General features: G+C 61.9%; 14 protein-coding genes. All 14 read left to right on the top strand.

Annotated features, from left to right (window positions below; all coding sequences use genetic code 11):
* Nucleotides 1-7: 7 nt before the first annotated feature.
* The gene (locus BN3796_RS16890; RefSeq protein WP_061709522.1) at nt 8-544 is read left to right on the top strand and encodes a Csu type fimbrial protein; all 537 of its coding nucleotides are present in this window, start codon (nt 8-10) and stop codon (nt 542-544) included.
* A gap of 15 nt (nt 545-559) precedes the next feature.
* Nucleotides 560-1,306, top strand: coding sequence for a fimbrial biogenesis chaperone (locus BN3796_RS16885; RefSeq protein WP_061709521.1), 747 nt, complete (start codon nt 560-562; stop codon nt 1,304-1,306).
* Nucleotides 1,282-3,660: a fimbria/pilus outer membrane usher protein gene (locus BN3796_RS16880; RefSeq protein ID WP_061709520.1), complete on the top strand. Its 2,379-nt coding sequence runs from the start codon at nt 1,282-1,284 to the stop codon at nt 3,658-3,660. Before BN3796_RS16885 ends, BN3796_RS16880 begins: the two co-directional genes overlap by 25 nt.
* On the top strand, nt 3,657-4,616 hold the full coding sequence (locus tag BN3796_RS16875) for a Csu type fimbrial protein (protein ID WP_061709519.1): 960 nt from the start codon (nt 3,657-3,659) through the stop codon (nt 4,614-4,616). The genes BN3796_RS16880 and BN3796_RS16875 overlap by 4 nt, the downstream gene beginning before the upstream one ends.
* An 82-nt stretch (nt 4,617-4,698) precedes the next feature.
* Nucleotides 4,699-6,360 carry a methyl-accepting chemotaxis protein II gene (gene tar, locus BN3796_RS16870; protein WP_061709518.1) on the top strand — a complete coding sequence of 554 codons (1,662 nt, stop codon included), beginning with the start codon at nt 4,699-4,701 and terminating at the stop codon, nt 6,358-6,360.
* 43 nt (nt 6,361-6,403) lie between these two features.
* The gene (gene tap / locus BN3796_RS16865; protein ID WP_061709517.1) at nt 6,404-8,002 is read left to right on the top strand and encodes a methyl-accepting chemotaxis protein IV; all 1,599 of its coding nucleotides are present in this window, start codon (nt 6,404-6,406) and stop codon (nt 8,000-8,002) included.
* Nucleotides 8,003-8,020: 18 nt separating this feature from the next.
* Nucleotides 8,021-8,887 (top strand): protein-glutamate O-methyltransferase CheR, encoded by an 867-nt coding sequence (cheR, locus tag BN3796_RS16860; protein WP_061709516.1) that lies wholly within the window; start codon nt 8,021-8,023, stop codon nt 8,885-8,887.
* Nucleotides 8,884-9,933 carry a protein-glutamate methylesterase/protein-glutamine glutaminase gene (locus BN3796_RS16855; RefSeq protein ID WP_061709515.1) on the top strand — a complete coding sequence of 350 codons (1,050 nt, stop codon included), beginning with the start codon at nt 8,884-8,886 and terminating at the stop codon, nt 9,931-9,933. The genes cheR and BN3796_RS16855 overlap by 4 nt, the downstream gene beginning before the upstream one ends.
* A 16-nt stretch (nt 9,934-9,949) precedes the next feature.
* Nucleotides 9,950-10,339 carry a chemotaxis response regulator CheY gene (gene cheY / locus BN3796_RS16850; protein WP_061709514.1) on the top strand — a complete coding sequence of 130 codons (390 nt, stop codon included), beginning with the start codon at nt 9,950-9,952 and terminating at the stop codon, nt 10,337-10,339.
* 10 nt (nt 10,340-10,349) lie between these two features.
* The gene (gene cheZ / locus BN3796_RS16845) at nt 10,350-10,994 is read left to right on the top strand and encodes a protein phosphatase CheZ (RefSeq protein ID WP_061709513.1); all 645 of its coding nucleotides are present in this window, start codon (nt 10,350-10,352) and stop codon (nt 10,992-10,994) included.
* A gap of 134 nt (nt 10,995-11,128) precedes the next feature.
* On the top strand, nt 11,129-12,277 hold the full coding sequence (gene flhB / locus BN3796_RS16840; protein WP_061709512.1) for a flagellar biosynthesis protein FlhB: 1,149 nt from the start codon (nt 11,129-11,131) through the stop codon (nt 12,275-12,277).
* A complete protein-coding gene (gene flhA / locus BN3796_RS16835; protein ID WP_061709511.1) occupies nt 12,270-14,348 on the top strand; it encodes a flagellar biosynthesis protein FlhA in 2,079 nt (692 codons plus the stop codon). The genes flhB and flhA overlap by 8 nt, the downstream gene beginning before the upstream one ends.
* Complete coding sequence (gene flhE, locus BN3796_RS16830; protein ID WP_061709510.1) at nt 14,348-14,740, top strand: flagellar protein FlhE; 393 nt, start codon at nt 14,348-14,350, stop codon at nt 14,738-14,740. The genes flhA and flhE overlap by 1 nt, the downstream gene beginning before the upstream one ends.
* Before the next feature lie 258 nt (nt 14,741-14,998).
* On the top strand, nt 14,999-16,582 hold the full coding sequence (locus BN3796_RS16825; protein WP_061709509.1) for an MFS transporter: 1,584 nt from the start codon (nt 14,999-15,001) through the stop codon (nt 16,580-16,582).

The following is a 16,582-nucleotide window of genomic DNA, read 5'->3' as shown; positions in this document are numbered from 1 at the left end:
CCCCTTTATGAGAACGGATCTGCGCGCTGGCGCAGAGGGAAGCGTGCGCCTCTTTTTTCTCCTGGCGGCGGGGCTAATCGCTTCGCCCGCCGGGGCGGTGACCACCCAGTCCTTTCAGGTCAGCGCGACGATTGTGCCGGGATGCGCGGTCAGCACTGGCAGCGGCGGCAGTCTGGGGACGCTCAATTTTGGCACCCGCTCCGGGGTGGATCGCACCCAGGTCAGCGCCAGCTTTGTGCCCGACGGTTCGCTCTCTATCGCCTGCACGCCGGGCGTGGCGCTCTCCATGAGCATTGACGGCGGGCGCTACTACGCCTCGGTAAGGCAGATGCAGCGCGCCGGGGGAACGGAGAGGGTGGGCTACCGGCTTTACAGCAGCAGCTCGCTTGCCGCCAACAGTGAAATCGGGGTCAACCAGGCGGTGGCGGTGACCTATACCAACAGCAACAACATTGCGCTGCCGCTCTTTGGTGTGGCGCTTCTGACGGGATTGAGCCCCGCCGGAACCTATTCAGATCAACTTACCGTGACGCTGTCATGGTGAAACAGGGAGATGTCGATGAAGGTAGCCTTTTTACGCTATGGCGCGGCGGGCGTGGCGCTGCTGGCCGCCGGTATGGGACAAGTCAACGCGGCGGCCACCATCCTGCTGTGGCCTATCGATCCGTGGCTCTCCGCGGATACCCGGGCAACCGAACTCTGGATCCAGAATCAGGGCAACAGCCCGACCACCATGCAGGTGCGCATCGTACGCTGGAAGCAGGAGGGGGGCTACGAGCGCTACACCGCCCAGCAGGATGTGGTCGCCAGCCCACCCATCGTCACCATCAGCCAGGGCAGCAAACAGCTTATCCGTCTTATCAGGCAGGCCGATATCCCGGCGGGAGTGGAGCAGGCTTACCGCATCATTGTGGATGAGATCCCCCAGCCGAACGATAACAGCAAGCCGCAGATTGGTCTCAAACTGCAGATGCGCTACTCCATTCCGCTGTTTGTCTACGGACAGGGGGTAGCCACGATTCAGGAGGGGGCGCATCACGCGCTGGTCGAGACCCGCGACCTGAGCTGGCGCATCGTTCAGGAGGGGGGCAAGCCTGCTTTGCAGGTGCGTAATAACGGCGATATTCATGTGCGGCTAAGCCAGGTGAAGCTGGATAACCGCAGCGTAGCGGACGGGCTATTAGGCTATGTGCTGCCCCGCAGCAGCCGCAGCTGGCCTCTGCCGTCGGGCGTCAGCCGGGCAAGTAAGATGAGCGCGGAGATTAACGCCCGGAATACGCCATGGCAGTCGGCCCCCGTCAACTGAAACCGGCCATGGCGATCCTGCTCTGCATCAGCATAAGCGCCTGGGCCGGGGATGATGAACTGCCGCCGCCCCCCGATGCGCGGGCGGTGGCTAATGATGCGGTTTTCCAGCTGGCGCTGGTGGTGAACCATTATGAGACCGGGCAGGTGGTTCCCGTTACCCGGCGCGGCGGGGCGTTTTACCTCTCCGGCGCCGATCTGCTGCGTGCGGGCCTGCCGCCGGAGCATGTTCCGTCCGGCGAGGTCAATCTCTCCAGCCTTGCGCAGGTGCAGACGGAGTATGACAGCAACGGTCAGCGGTTGCTGCTGACGGTGCCGCGAGAGTGGGTGTCGTCGCGCATCATCCCCTTTGGCGGGCAGACCGCGCAAAATAAGCCTCACTACGGCAGAGGGGCATTGCTGAATTATGATCTCTACACCAGCCATAGCGAACACACCGGCGGGCAGGCCGCCCTGTGGCACGAGTTTCGTTATTTCAACGAAAACGGTTCGTTCTCGTCCACCGGTTATGTCAGGGAGAACTTCACCGGCGGCAGCGGCCAGCAGGAGGGGTACGTTCGCTACGACACCACGCTGATGATCACCGACGAGGAGGACGCCACCACCTTTATGGCCGGGGATGTCATTAGCGACGCCCTGAGCTGGAGCAGCAGCGTGCGGATGGGAGGCATAAGCTACGGGCGCGACTTCTCCCTGCGCCCCGATCTGGTCACCTGGCCGCTGCCCGAATTTTCCGGTGAGGCGGCGGTACCCACCTCGGTGGATCTTTTTATCAATGGCTATCGCTCCGGCTCCACCCGGCTTCAGCCGGGGCCGTTTACCCTTACCAATCTCCCCTATATCAACGGCGCGGGCGATGCGGTGCTGGTCACCACCGACGCGCTCGGACGTCAGGTGAGCACTACCTTGCCCTTTTACGTCACCAGCGATCTGCTCTCCACGGGATTGAGTGACGGCGCTATTACCCTCGGCAGCCTGCGGCGAAATTACGGCATCAGGAATTTTGACTACGGCCCGGCGGCGGGCAGCGGATCGTATCGTTACGGCGTAACCGACTGGCTGACCCTGGAGGGACACGGCGAGGCGGCGGAAGAGCTGGCGCTGGGTGGCGCAGGGGCGGTTGTGAAAATCGGCCGCTTCGGGGTGGTCAATAGCTCTTACAGCCGCAGCCGGATGCGCGACGACGAGGGGGGGCAAATCGGCTGGGGCTACCAGTACAGCACCAGCGAGTTCAGCATCACCACCCAGCATACCCGGCGCGATCGCGGCTTTGGCAACCTGGCGCTCTATGACCAGCAGACCGTCTACGACGAAAACAACGAGCCGGTCGCCACCCTGAGCCGCAATACGGATCAATATGCCATCACCTTCAATATGGGGGATTACGGCAATATTGGCGCGGCGTGGATAGGGGTGGAGAGCTTCGACGATCAGAAAACCGAACTGCTGAACCTCTCCTGGAGCCGCAACCTGTGGGGGAGCAGCAGTATCTACCTGGCCGCCAGCCGCGACCAGCAGCGGGACGACTGGACGGTGGCGATGTCGCTGCAGGTGCCGCTCGGCGAGCGGGACAGCGCGGCGGTGACCTTTGAGCAAACCCCTGACGCGGGCAGCACGCAGCGTATCAACTACAACCACTCCATGCCAACCGACGGCGGCTTTAGCTGGAATATGGCTTGGGCCAACCAGTCCCGCTCCCGCGACTATCAGCAGGCGACCCTCGGCTGGCGTAACAATAATATCGAACTGCAGGGCGGCGGTTACGGCGAAGAGGGGATGATGACCTGGTGGGGCGAGGCGATGGGTTCGCTGGTGCTGATGGACGGGGAGCTGTTCGCCGCCAATAAGATCAACGACGCGTTTGTGGTGATTAGCACCGACGGTCAGCCGGACGTGCCGGTCAGCTATGAGAACCAGCCTGTCGGCAGAACCAACCGCAACGGCTACCTGCTGGTGAGCGGCGTCTCCGCCTACTATCCGGCAAGCTACAGCATCAACACCCTCAACCTGCCGGCGGACACGCGCTTAAAAGAGACGGAGCGGCGAGTGGCGATCCGCCGCCACAGCGGCTATCTGGTCGATTTTCCGATGGAGCAGGAGCGGGTGGCGAGCGTTATTCTGCATGACGCCAGCGGCCTGCCTGTCCCGGTGGGGAGCCAGGTGCGGCGTCCGTCCAGCCCTGTGGCGGTGGTGGGGTATGACGGCCTCGCCTGGCTGGAGAACCTCCATGACATCAACGCGCTGGAGGTCACCACTCCGGACGGCAAACGCTGTTACGCCACCCTGACGGTGGGCGCGAATCCGGCCCATAAGCTGCAAACCTACGGCCCGCTGCTCTGCCGGGAGGCGCCATGAAGCGCCTGCTGCTGCTTTTTCTGCTGCTGGTCAGCTCCGGTGGCTGGGCGGCCTGTACCGTCAGCACCGTCAACGCCGCCTTTGGCAGTGTCACCTCCTTTGCCGTGGGCGGCTCGAACGAGCTGGAGGTGATGGGCAGGCTGGTGGTGCGCTGCGATACCATACTCAACGTGCTGACCAACGACTCCGTCACGCTCAGCTATACGGGCGCCACCGTCTCGGCCAGTAGCCGGGCCAACCTGAAGCGCACCGATAATACGACGGTGCCAGACGTTATCCCCGTACGGCTCTGCGGGCAGACCAGTTGCGGGGGCAGCGGCGAGGTACTGATTGGTCGATCTTATACCTGGAGCGGAGGGACCCTGCTGGGGCTGCTCGGCTCCCAGCAGTACAATCTTCCCCTCTACTTTCGGACCGTGCCGGGGCAGAACGTGTCGGCAGGTCCCTACCAGGTGGTGCTAAACTTCAGCGTCAACTATAACGTTTGCGCGGCGGGAGTGGGCGTCTGCCTCAGCCCGCAGACCGGCACCGTTGCCACCAGCATCACGCTGAATATGAACGTGACCAACGACTGTAGTACCTTCTCGACCCCCAACGTCAGCTTCGGCAGTTCGCCGGTCGTGCAAAACTTCCCCACCGTTTCCCAGTCGATCGGCGTCACCTGCACCAAGGGCAGCAGCTATACCATAGGAATTAACAATGGCAGCTACGCCAGCAATAATGTTCGCTATATGGCAAGCGGCAATAACCGCCTGGCCTATGAGATTTACAAAGCGGCGACCGGCAACCGCTGGGGCAGCACCGGCAGCGAACGCTGGGCCAGTTCCGCCTCCTCCCAGGTGAGTACCGACGGGCTTTTACGCACCTATAACTACACGGCAAAGGTGCTCCCCAGCCAGACCACGCCCGCGGCGGGCACCTACACCGACACCCTGGTGGTCGACGTCGCGTTCTGAGTGCGCTTTTCCCTGACGCAAACGTAAAGTTCCCTGCGCCCCTGCCGATAACACCGTTATCAAATCGTTGAGAAGGTGTTGTATGTTGAATCGTATCCGCATAGTAACGCTGCTGATGATGGTGCTGGTCATTTTCGCACTGCTCCAGCTGATTTCCGGTGGGCTGCTCTTCTCCTCCTTAAAGCAGAATCAGGAGAGCTTCTCCGCCGCGAACGACCTGCGCCTTCGGCAAAGCGAGCTGAACCTCACCTGGGATTTGATGCTGCAGACCCGTATCAACCTGAGCCGCTCCTCGGCCAGGATGATGATGGATCCGAACAACCAGCAGAGCAGCGCGAAAACGGAGCTGCTAAAAAATGCCCGCACCACGCTTTCGCAGGCTGCGAAACACTACGACGCCTTTCAGAAGATCCCTTCGCCTGCGGTGATGGCGCAGGCGGGCGCGGCGGTAGACCAGCGCTACCAGGCCTACTTTGCCGGGCTGACGGAGCTGGTGCAGTTTCTGGAGCACGGCAATATGGAGGCCTACTTCGCCCAGCCGACTCAGGGGATGCAGAACGCCCTCGGCGCGGCAATAAGCGACTACGCCAACGCCAGCAACGGGCTCTATCACAACGCCTTTAGCGAAAGCCAGAACGACTACCGCTTTGCCAAAGCCCAGATGGTGGGACTGGCCCTGGCCCTGGCGCTGGTGCTGATCGGCGCCTGGTACGGCATCCGCCATATTCTGCTGACGCCGCTTGGCCGGGTCATGGCGCACCTGCGGGAGATAGCCGCAGGCGATCTTACCCAAACCCTCACCCTCGACGGGCGCAACGAGATTGGCGCGCTGGCGCAGAGCGTCGACCATATGCAGCGCTCGCTCATCGCCACCGTCACCGACGTGCGCGAAGGATCGGAAGCCATCTATACCGGCACCAGCGATATCGCGATGGGCAATAACGATCTCTCCTCCCGCACCGAACAGCAGGCCTCCGCCCTGGAAGAGACCGCCGCCAGCATGGAGCAGCTCACCGCGACGGTGAAACAGAATGCGGATAACGCCCGCCAGGCGTCGCAGCTGGCGCAGACCGCCTCGGAGACCGCCCTGCGCGGCGGCAAGGTGGTGGATGGCGTGGTCAACACCATGCATGACATCGCGGGCAGCTCGAAGAAGATCGCCGACATTATCAGCGTCATCGACGGTATCGCCTTCCAGACCAATATTCTCGCGCTCAACGCCGCCGTGGAAGCGGCGCGGGCGGGGGAGCAGGGGCGCGGCTTCGCGGTGGTGGCCGGGGAGGTACGTAACCTGGCGAGCCGCAGCGCCAACGCGGCGAAAGAGATTAAGACGTTAATCGAAGATTCGGTGGCGCGCGTGGATACCGGCTCGGTGCTGGTGGAGAGCGCGGGCGACACCATGCAGGAGATTGTCAACGCGATCACCCGCGTCACCGACATTATGGCGGAGATCGCCTCCGCCTCTGACGAGCAGAGCCGCGGCATCGATCAGGTGGCGCTGGCGGTATCGGAGATGGATCGCGTCACGCAGCAGAACGCCGCGCTGGTACAGCAGTCCGCCGCCGCCGCCGCGTCGCTGGAGGATCAGGCGAGTCGCCTGAAGATGGCCGTGTCGGCCTTTCGCCTGCAGAGCGTAAAAAGCACAACCTCCCGGAGCCACAACGCCGGGAGCGCGCCTCTCTTACCGCCCGTTCGCCCTCGCGCGCAGGCGGCGGGAGATAACGACAACTGGGAAACATTTTGACTGACGGTTAACCGCGGCGGCTGGCCGCTTAATGGGAGCGTGGATGTTAAATCGTATTCGTATCTCGACCACACTGTTTTTGATTCTGATCGTGTGCGGTCTGTTGCAGGTCGGCAGTAACGGGTTGTCTTTTTGGGCGTTTCGCGATGGTTATCAGAACCTGCAGGAAGTCGAGAAGAGTAATCAACAACGCGCTTCGCTCGCCCAGGTTCGGGCAGTGCTGCTGCAGGCCAGCACCGCGCTGAACAAGGCGGGTACCTTAACCGCGCTCAGCTATCCGCCGGACGACATAAAGGCGCTGATGGGCGTGGCGCGCGCCAGCCTTAAGCAGGCTGACGAGCGGTTCAAAACCTTTAGCGCCCGGGAGGCGTTAAGCGAGAGGGAAAAGGCGCTCACCGCGCAGATGCAGAAGGGCTTTGCCGCCTGGTATGGCGATCTGGCGCACCAGGCGACCTGGCTTGAGAACAACCAGCTCTCCGACTTTCTGACCGCGCCGGTGCAGACGTCGCAGGCTGCCTTTGACGACAGCTTTAACGCCTGGCAGGCGGAGAACGATCGGTTTATCGCGCGCGCAGGTGAGGTGAGCCGCACCAGCTACCAGATCTCCGGCATCATTTTTGCGGCGGCGGTGGTGCTGGCGGTGCTGCTGACCGGCGGCTCCCTTCTCTGGTCACGCACCATGATCGTGCGGCCGCTGGCGATTATCCGCAGCCATTTTGACAGTATCGCCCAGGGCGATCTGGCGCGTCCGGTGGCGGTCTATGGCAGAAATGAAATCTCCGCCATCTTTGCCAGCCTGAAGGCGATGCAGGGCTCGCTTCGCAAGACGGTGACCGAGGTGCGCGAGGGGAGTTACGCCATGCATACCGGCATCGCGGAGATCGCGGCGGGCAATAACGATCTCTCCGCCCGCACCGAGCAGCAGGCGGCGTCTCTGGCGCAGACCGCCGCCAGCATGGAGGAGCTGACCGCGACGGTGAGCCAGAACGCGGATAACGCGCGTCAGGCCTCCGATCTGGCGAAGCAGGCGGCGCAGACGGCGAAAACGGGCGGTAGCCAGGCGTCGCTGGTCGCCAGCACCATGCAGGAGATTGCCGCCAGCTCGCAGAAGATTGGCGACATTATCAGCGTGATTGATGGCATCGCCTTCCAGACCAATATTCTGGCGCTCAACGCCGCCGTGGAAGCGGCGCGGGCAGGGGAGCAGGGGCGCGGTTTCGCGGTGGTGGCCGGGGAGGTGCGTAACCTCGCCAGCCGCAGCGCCAATGCGGCGAAAGAGATTAAAGGGCTTATCGAGGAGTCGGTCGCCCGCGTGCAGCAGGGATCGGGGCTGGTGGATACCGCCGCCCGCACCATGACCGAGATTGTCACCTCGGTGACGCGCGTCAACGACATTATGGGTGAAATCGCCTCCGCCTCCGACGAACAGCGCCGGGGGATCGAGCAGGTCGCCCAGGCGGTCACCCAGATGGATCAGGTGACGCAGCAGAACGCTTCGCTGGTGGAGGAGGCTGCCACCGCGACCGACCAGCTGGCGGGCCAGGCCGACCGACTGACAGGGCTGGTGGCGGTATTTAAGGTTAAAGAGCAGGCTGAAGCAGCGGAAGTCGGACGGCCACAGGCTGTACCGGTTGTATCCTAAGGGAAGAAAGAAGGCGCTATGACATCATCACCGCCCCCGGGGCAAACGTCACTTATGTTACAGATGACCCAGCGCCTTGCGCTATCCGACGCGCATTTTCGTCGGATATGTCAGTTAATTTACCAGCGTGCCGGGATCGTGCTCGCGGATCACAAGCGTGACATGGTTTACAACCGCCTGGTGCGGCGCCTGCGCACGCTCGGGCTGGATGACTTTGGCCGCTATCTTGGAATGCTGGAGGCCAACCCGAGCAGCGCGGAGTGGCAGGCTTTTATCAACTCGCTGACCACCAACCTGACCGCCTTTTTCCGCGAAGGGCACCACTTTCCGGTGCTGGCGGATCACGCCCGCCCGCAGCGCGGGGAATACCGCGTCTGGAGCGCGGCGGCCTCCACCGGCGAGGAGCCTTACTCCATCGCCATTACCCTTGCCGATACGCTGGGGATGGCGCCGGGCCGCTTTCGCGTCTTTGCCAGCGATATCGACACCGAGGTGCTGGAGAAGGCGCGCAACGGTATCTACCGCCTGGATGAGCTGAAAACGCTCTCCCCGCAGCAGCTTCAGCGCTACTTCATGCGCGGCACCGGGCCGCATGCCGGGCTGGTGCGCGTGCGCCAGGAGCTGGCGAACCACGTGGAGTTCGCCCCCCTGAACCTGCTGGAGAAGCAGTATGGCGCGCCGGGGCCGTTTGACGCCATTTTTTGCCGTAACGTCATGATCTATTTTGACAAAGAGACGCAGCAGGCGATCCTGCGCCGCTTTGTCCCGCTGCTCAAACCCGACGGATTACTGTTTGCCGGTCATTCGGAGAATTTCAGCAACCTCGTGCGCGAGTTCAGCCTGCGCGGGCAGACGGTCTATGCGCTGAGTAAGGAAAAAGCATGAGTAAGATCAGGGTACTGTCCGTCGATGATTCCGCGCTGATGCGCCAGATCATGACCGAGATTATCAACAGCCACAGCGATATGGAGATGGTGGCGACCGCACCCGATCCGCTCGTTGCCCGGGACCTTATTAAAAAATTCAACCCGGACGTGCTGACGCTGGATGTGGAAATGCCGCGCATGGACGGTATCGAGTTTCTGGAAAAGCTGATGCGGTTGCGTCCGATGCCGGTGGTGATGGTCTCCTCGCTCACCGGGAAAGGGTCGGAGATCACCCTGCGCGCGCTGGAGCTGGGGGCGGTTGATTTCGTCACCAAGCCGCAGCTCGGCATCCGCGAGGGGATGCTGGCCTATAGCGAGACGATTGCCGACAAGATCCGCACCGCCTCCCGCGCCCGGCTGGGGGCGCACAGGCCGCTCGCCGCGCCGGTGGCGCTCAAGTCCGGACCGCTGCTCAGCTCGGAAAAGCTGCTGGCGATTGGCGCTTCAACCGGCGGAACAGAGGCGATTCGCCATGTGCTCCAGCCATTGCCGCTCTCAAGCCCGGGTATTCTCATTACGCAGCATATGCCGCCGGGCTTTACCCGCTCCTTTGCCGAACGCCTCAACAAGCTCTGTCAGATTAGCGTGAAGGAGGCTGAGGATGGCGAGCGCGTGTTGCCGGGGCATGCCTATATTGCCCCGGGGGATAAACATATGGAGCTGGCGCGCAGCGGCGCTAACTATCAGATCAAAATTCATGACGGGCCGCCGGTTAACCGGCACCGTCCGTCGGTGGATGTGCTGTTTCATTCGGTGGCGAAACACGCCGGGCGCAACGCCGTGGGGGTGATCCTGACGGGGATGGGCAACGACGGGGCCGCCGGTATGCTGGCGATGCATCAGGCTGGCGCCTGGACCATCGCGCAGAATGAAGCAAGTTGTGTGGTGTTCGGCATGCCGCGCGAGGCCATCAATATGGGTGGCGTGAGCGAAGTGGTCGATCTTAGCCAGGTAAGCCAGCAGATGCTGGCGAAAATCAGTGCCGGACAGGCGATACGTATTTAAAGAGGAGTGGGATTTTATGGCGGACAAAGAGCTTAGATTTTTGGTTGTGGATGACTTTTCCACCATGCGTCGCATCGTGCGTAACCTTCTGAAAGAGCTGGGTTTTAATAACGTAGAAGAGGCGGAGGATGGGGTGGATGCCCTCAACAAACTGCAGGCGGGCGGTTTTGGCTTTGTCATCTCTGACTGGAACATGCCAAACATGGACGGCCTGGAGCTGCTGAAAACCATTCGCGCGGATGGCAAAATGGCGGCGCTGCCGGTGCTGATGGTGACGGCGGAAGCGAAGAAAGAGAACATTATCGCCGCGGCCCAGGCGGGCGCCAGCGGCTATGTGGTGAAGCCGTTCACCGCGGCCACGCTGGAAGAGAAGCTCGGTAAGATCTTCGAGAAACTCGGCATGTGAGGTGGCGGTGATGATGCAATCTGCAATGAAACCCACAGAAGACCATTCGCCCGCCGACATAATCGCCCGTATCGGCAGCCTGACGCGCATGCTGCGCGACAGCCTGCGCGAGCTGGGCCTCGACCAGGCGATTGCCGAAGCGGCGGAAGCGATTCCCGACGCCCGCGACCGTCTCGACTATGTCGTGCAGATGACGGCCCAGGCGGCGGAGCGCGCGCTCAACAGCGTCGAAGCCTCCCAGCCGCACCAGGATGAGATGGAGAAGGGGGCGAAAGCGCTGACCCAGCGCTGGGACGCCTGGTTTGAAAATCCCATCGAGCTGGCGGATGCGCGCGAGCTGGTCACCGATACCCGCCAGTTTCTGGGAGAGGTACCGGGACACACCAGCTTCACCAACGCCCAGCTGCTGGACATCATGATGGCGCAGGATTTCCAGGACCTTACCGGTCAGGTGATCAAGCGCATGATGGATGTGATTCAGGAGATTGAGCGTCAGCTGCTGATGGTGCTGCTGGAGAACATGCCGGAACCCGCCGCGCGCCCGAAACGCGAGAACGAGAGCCTGCTCAACGGCCCGCAGCTCGACACCAGCAAGGCGGGCGTAGTCGCCAGCCAGGACCAGGTGGACGATCTGCTGGACAGCCTCGGCTTTTGATTTCCCTCTCCCCCGGCGTGGCGGGGGAGAGTGCTAAAAACCTTCGAAAAGAGCCAGGATCCTCTGGCTTTTCCCGCCATTGCTTTTTCCCGCGGCTGGCATGATAGCCATGAATTTCAGGCAGCGAGCGCACCGTGGCAGAAGATAACGAGGACAAAACAGAAGCCCCCACACCCCACCGACTTGAAAAAGCGCGTGAGGAAGGGCAGATCCCCCGTTCCAGAGAGCTGACTTCGTTGCTGATCCTGGTTGTCGGCGTGTGCATCATCTGGTGGGGCGGCGAGTCGCTTGCCCGCAGGCTGGCCGCCATGCTCGCCGCCGGGCTGCGTTTCGACCACAGCATGGTCAACGATCCGAATCTGATCCTCAGCCAAATCATTCAACTGATTAAAAACGCCATGATTGCCCTGCTGCCGCTGATTGCCGGGGTGGTACTGGTGGCGCTCGTCTCCCCGGTCATGCTGGGCGGGCTGGTCTTTAGCGGCAAATCGCTGCAGCCAAAATTCTCCAAACTCAACCCCCTGCCGGGTATTGCGCGGATGTTCTCCGCCCAGAGCGGCGCGGAGCTGGTCAAGGCGCTGCTGAAATCGGTGCTGATGGGCAGCGCCGCAGGCTTCTACCTCTGGCACAAGTGGCCGGAGATGATGCACCTGATCAGCGAATCGCCCCTCACCGCGATGGGTGATGCGCTGAATCTGGTGGGGCTTGGCGCGCTGCTGGTGGTGCTGAGCATCATTCCGATGGTGGGCTTTGACGTCTTTTTCCAGATCTACAGCCACCTGAAAAAGCTGCGCATGTCCCGCCAGGATATTCGCGACGAATATAAGCAGATGGAGGGGGACCCGCACGTGAAGGGGCGAATCCGCCAGATGCAGCGCGCCGCCGCCCGTCGTCGCATGATGGAGGATGTGCCGAAAGCGGACGTGATAGTCACTAACCCGACCCACTACTCGGTGGCGCTGCGCTATGACGAGAACAAGATGAGCGCCCCGAAGGTGGTGGCGAAGGGGGCAGGGCTTATCGCGCTGCGCATCCGTGAAATAGGAACGGAAAACCGGGTGCCGATTCTGGAGGCGCCGCCGCTGGCGCGCGCCCTCTATCGTCATGCTGAAATCGGCCAGCAGATCCCGGGGCAGCTTTACGCCGCCGTAGCGGAGGTGCTGGCCTGGGTCTGGCAGCTGAAACGCTGGCGGCTGGCGGGCGGGCAACGTCCCGTCAAACCTGACAACCTTCCGGTGCCCGAGGCGCTGGATTTTTTGAACGAGAAGGAAAGTGATGGCTAATCTGGTAGCAATGCTGCGCCTGCCCGGCAATATGAAATCGACGCAATGGCAGGTGCTGGCCGGGCCGATACTTATCCTGCTGATCCTCTCGATGATGGTTCTGCCGCTGCCGGCGTTCATCCTCGATCTGCTGTTCACCTTCAATATCGCGCTCTCCATTATGGTACTGCTGGTGGCAATGTTCACCCAGCGCACGCTGGAGTTTGCCGCCTTCCCGACCATCCTGCTCTTCACCACGCTGCTGCGCCTGGCGCTGAACGTCGCCTCCACCCGTATCATTCTGATGGAAGGGCACACCGGCGGCGCGGCGGCAGGAAAGGTAGTGGAGGCTTTCGGCCACTTCCTGGTGGGCGGTAACTTTGCCATCGGTATCGTGGTCTTTATCATCCTCGTGATCATCAACTTTATGGTTATCACCAAAGGCGCGGGGCGTATCGCGGAAGTGGGGGCGCGCTTCGTGCTGGACGGGATGCCGGGCAAACAGATGGCGATCGACGCCGATCTCAACGCCGGGCTGATTGGCGAAGAGGAGGCGAAAAAGCGCCGCTCCGAGGTGACCCAGGAGGCGGACTTTTACGGCTCCATGGACGGGGCGAGTAAATTTGTGCGCGGCGATGCCATCGCGGGCATCCTGATCATGGTGATTAACGTGGTGGGCGGCCTGCTGGTGGGGGTGCTGCAACACGGGATGGATATGGGACATGCGGCGGAGAGCTACACCCTGCTGACCATCGGCGACGGCCTGGTGGCGCAGATCCCGGCGCTGGTCATCTCCACCGCCGCGGGCGTGATCGTCACCCGCGTCAGCACCGATCAGGATGTGGGCGAGCAGATGGTGGGGCAGCTGTTCAGCAATCCCCAGGTGATGCTGCTCTCCGCAGCGGTGCTGGGGCTGCTCGGTCTGGTGCCCGGTATGCCAAACCTGGTCTTTCTGCTCTTTACCGCGGCGCTGCTGGGGCTGGCCTGGTGGATGCGCGGGCGGGAGACAAAACCGCAGGAGCCGGCGGCCCCGGTCCGGCAGCCGGAGAACACCCAGGCGGTGGAAGCCTCCTGGAACGACGTTCAACTGGAGGACTCCCTGGGCATGGAGGTGGGCTATCGCCTCATCCCGATGGTGGACTTCCAGCAGGATGGCGAACTGCTGGGCCGCATCCGCAGCATCCGTAAGAAATTTGCCCAGGATATGGGCTTCCTGCCGCCGGTGGTGCATATTCGCGACAATATGGATCTGCCGCCCGCCCGCTACCGCATCCTGATGAAAGGGGTGGAGATTGGCAGCGGAGACGCCTATCCGGGGCGCTGGCTGGCAATTAACCCCGGCACCGCCGCGGGCACGCTGCCGGGCGAACAGACGATCGACCCCGCCTTTGGGCTGGCGGCTATCTGGATCGAGAGCGCCCTGAAAGAGCAGGCGCAGATCCAGGGCTATACGGTGGTGGAGGCGAGCACCGTGGTGGCGACCCACCTTAACCACCTTATCGGCCAGTTCGCCGCCGAGCTGTTTGGGCGCCAGGAGGCGCAGCAGCTGCTGGATCGCGTGACCCAGGAGATGCCGAAGCTGACCGAAGATCTGGTGCCGGGGGTCGTGACGCTCACCACCCTGCATAAGGTGCTGCAAAATCTGCTGGATGAGAAAGTGCCGATCCGCGATATGCGCACCATTCTGGAGACGCTGGCGGAGCACGCGCCGCTACAGAGCGATCCGCACGAGCTGACCGCCGTGGTGCGCGTGGCGCTGGGACGAGCCATCACTCAGCTGTGGTTCCCGGGCAGCGGAGAGGTGCAGGTCATCGGCCTGGATACGCCGCTGGAGCGGCTGTTGCTGCAGGCGCTGCAGGGGGGCGGCGGGCTGGAGCCCGGTCTGGCGGATCGGCTGCTGGCGCAGACCCAGGAGGCGCTGGGCCGTCAGGAGATGCTCGGCGCGCCGCCGGTGCTGCTGGTCAACCATGCCCTGCGTCCGCTGCTCTCCCGCTTCCTGCGCCGCAGCCTGCCGCAGCTGGTGGTGCTCTCTAATATGGAGCTGTCCGATAACCGGCATATCCGCATGACGGCAACGATAGGAGGTAAGTGATGCGTAACTGGCTCTGGCTGCTCTTTTTACCGCTGGCGGCAGAGGCGGCGGGAGAGGGGAGCTGGCAGGCGAGCAGTATCGGCCTGACCCTGAACCACCGTGGCGTGGCCGCCTCGTCGCGGGTGCTGGCGCCCGCGACGCCGGTTTCCGGTCAGATGACGCTGGTGGCCTGGCGCTACCAGCTCATCGGCCCAACGCCCGCCGGTTTGAGGGCGCGTCTCTGCTCCCAGTCCCGTTGCACCGAGCTGGATGGCGAAAGCGGCACTACGCACGCCTTTAGCGGCGTGCCCGCCGTTGAACCGTTGCGTTTTATCTGGGAGGTGCCCGGCGGCGGGCGTCTGATCCCCGCCCTGAAAGTGCAGCGTAATGAGGTGATTGTTAACTACCGCTAACCGCCCGTCTTTTCGCCATTTTTCAGCAGAACCTGAACGCAGATCGCAAAAATGGCCCCTCCTTTTGATGCAAAAGAAACGCTGTTTTATAAATCAGTGAAGCGCGTATTGGCTCTCTTTGCATTTTTGCCATCCCTGGCCTGGGGGTGGCAAAAACAGAAAGGTATCAACATAGCGATGCTTTTACTGTAGCCGTGTAAAAACTCCCGATGAGGTCTGTTTACAGGGAGTCTCCCAACACTCACAGGGTTGACGGCAATGAAAAAACGTAAAATCGGACTCGTAAACTATTTAGCGTACGGGTCAGGCGACTTCCTCGGGGCAGGCACGACAGCCCTCACCGCCGCCTGGCTGTTATATTTTTACACGACCTTCTGCGGGCTCTCCCCGATTCAGGCGACCTTCATTTTTGCCGCCGCCAGGGTGCTGGACGCGGTGGTCAGCCCCCTGATGGGCTTTCTGACCGATAACTTCGGCTCGACCTGGTTTGGTAAACGCTTCGGTCGCCGTAAATTCTTTATCCTGCTCGGTATTCCCTGCGTATTCAGCTATTCGCTGATGTGGGTTGGCGAGATGAGCTTCTGGTACTACCTGCTCACCTATCTGCTGTTCGATATCATCTACACCATGATCCTGGTGCCTTATGAGACGCTGGTGCCGGAGATGACCGATGATTTCAAACAGAAGACCAAATTTTCCGGCGCGCGCATTTCGATGGCGCAAATGTCGGCGATCCTGGCTTCGTTCCTGCCGGGGATCCTGCTGACCCACTTCGGCAAAGACAACGCCATCTCCTTCTTTTACGCAAGCCTGGTCTTCTCCGTTCTTTGCGCGGTGATGCTTATCCTTGTCTGGTGCTTCACCTGGGAGCGGCCGCGTGAAGAGTGGACCGAAGCGGCGCTGCGCGCCGAAGAGGAGAAGAAGCAGCTGACCTTAAGTCAGAGCATCAACCGCCTGATTATCGAACTCAGCTCCACCCTGCGCATCAAGATCTTCCGCCAGCATCTGGGGATGTACCTCGGCGGCTATATCGCCCAGGATGTCTTTAATGCAGTCTTTACCTATTACGTGGTCTTTGTGCTGATGCAGGAAGCGTCCATGGCTTCTAACCTGCTGGGCACCATGGCGACCTTCCAGTTTATCGCCGTAATCGGCATGATCCCGCTCTGCATTCGCTTTGGGCCGGCTCCTTCCTACCGTATGGTGGTGGTACTGTTCGGTCTCGCCTCGCTCTCCTATGCACTGCTCTACTATGCCGGTCTGAGCGATATCTATTCTCTGCTGCTGCTGGTATCGGCGATTGCCGGTCTGGGACGCGGCGGTATCAACTACGTGCCGTGGAACACCTACACCTACATTGCCGACGTGGATGAAGTCATTACCGGTCAGCGCCGGGAGGGGATCTTCGCCGGGATCATGACCCTGACCCGCAAGGCCTCCCAGGCCGGGGCGGTGATGCTGGTGGGGATCGTGATGCAGATGTCCGGCTTCGTCAGCGGCCAGAAAGTTCAGCCTGCAGAGGTGAGCCACACCATTCTGATGATCTTAAGCGTGGGTACGCTGCTGGTGCTCGCCTGCGGTTTCCTGGTCTCGCTGCGCTTTAAGCTCAACCTGCAAACCCACAGCACCCTGCGTGAAGAGACCGCCAGAATGCGCGAGTCCGGGCGCGCAATGCCCGAGGCGATAACGCCGCAGGCCCGCGCCACGGTGGAGATGCTGGCCGGGATGCCGTACGAGTCGCTGTGGGGCAATAACAATATCGGCTATCTGAATCGTAATAAACCGGCTGCGCCTTCCCTGAAGCCCGGCGCGGTCCTGAATTCGACATATCACAGAGGTTAA

Origin of the sequence: Pseudenterobacter timonensis (genome assembly GCF_900021175.1) — a bacterium.
GTDB classification, from domain to species: domain Bacteria; phylum Pseudomonadota; class Gammaproteobacteria; order Enterobacterales; family Enterobacteriaceae; genus Enterobacter; species Enterobacter timonensis.
Note: the sequence above shows the minus strand (reverse complement) of the source record. Positions and strands in the feature narration are given on the sequence as shown.

Excerpts from the sequence above, each read along its gene's own strand:
- BN3796_RS16890 (WP_061709522.1), top strand. The coding sequence starts at position 8 with ATGAGAACGGATCTGCGCGCTGGCGCAGAGGGAAGCGTGCGCCTCTTT.
- BN3796_RS16885 (WP_061709521.1), top strand. The coding sequence starts at position 560 with ATGAAGGTAGCCTTTTTACGCTATGGCGCGGCGGGCGTGGCGCTGCTG.
- BN3796_RS16880 (WP_061709520.1), top strand. The coding sequence starts at position 1,282 with ATGGCAGTCGGCCCCCGTCAACTGAAACCGGCCATGGCGATCCTGCTC.
- BN3796_RS16875 (WP_061709519.1), top strand. The coding sequence starts at position 3,657 with ATGAAGCGCCTGCTGCTGCTTTTTCTGCTGCTGGTCAGCTCCGGTGGC.
- tar (WP_061709518.1), top strand. The coding sequence starts at position 4,699 with ATGTTGAATCGTATCCGCATAGTAACGCTGCTGATGATGGTGCTGGTC.
- tap (WP_061709517.1), top strand. The coding sequence starts at position 6,404 with ATGTTAAATCGTATTCGTATCTCGACCACACTGTTTTTGATTCTGATC.
- cheR (WP_061709516.1), top strand. The coding sequence starts at position 8,021 with ATGACATCATCACCGCCCCCGGGGCAAACGTCACTTATGTTACAGATG.
- BN3796_RS16855 (WP_061709515.1), top strand. The coding sequence starts at position 8,884 with ATGAGTAAGATCAGGGTACTGTCCGTCGATGATTCCGCGCTGATGCGC.
- cheY (WP_061709514.1), top strand. The coding sequence starts at position 9,950 with ATGGCGGACAAAGAGCTTAGATTTTTGGTTGTGGATGACTTTTCCACC.
- cheZ (WP_061709513.1), top strand. The coding sequence starts at position 10,350 with ATGATGCAATCTGCAATGAAACCCACAGAAGACCATTCGCCCGCCGAC.
- flhA (WP_061709511.1), top strand. The coding sequence starts at position 12,270 with ATGGCTAATCTGGTAGCAATGCTGCGCCTGCCCGGCAATATGAAATCG.
- flhE (WP_061709510.1), top strand. The coding sequence starts at position 14,348 with ATGCGTAACTGGCTCTGGCTGCTCTTTTTACCGCTGGCGGCAGAGGCG.
- BN3796_RS16825 (WP_061709509.1), top strand. The coding sequence starts at position 14,999 with ATGAAAAAACGTAAAATCGGACTCGTAAACTATTTAGCGTACGGGTCA.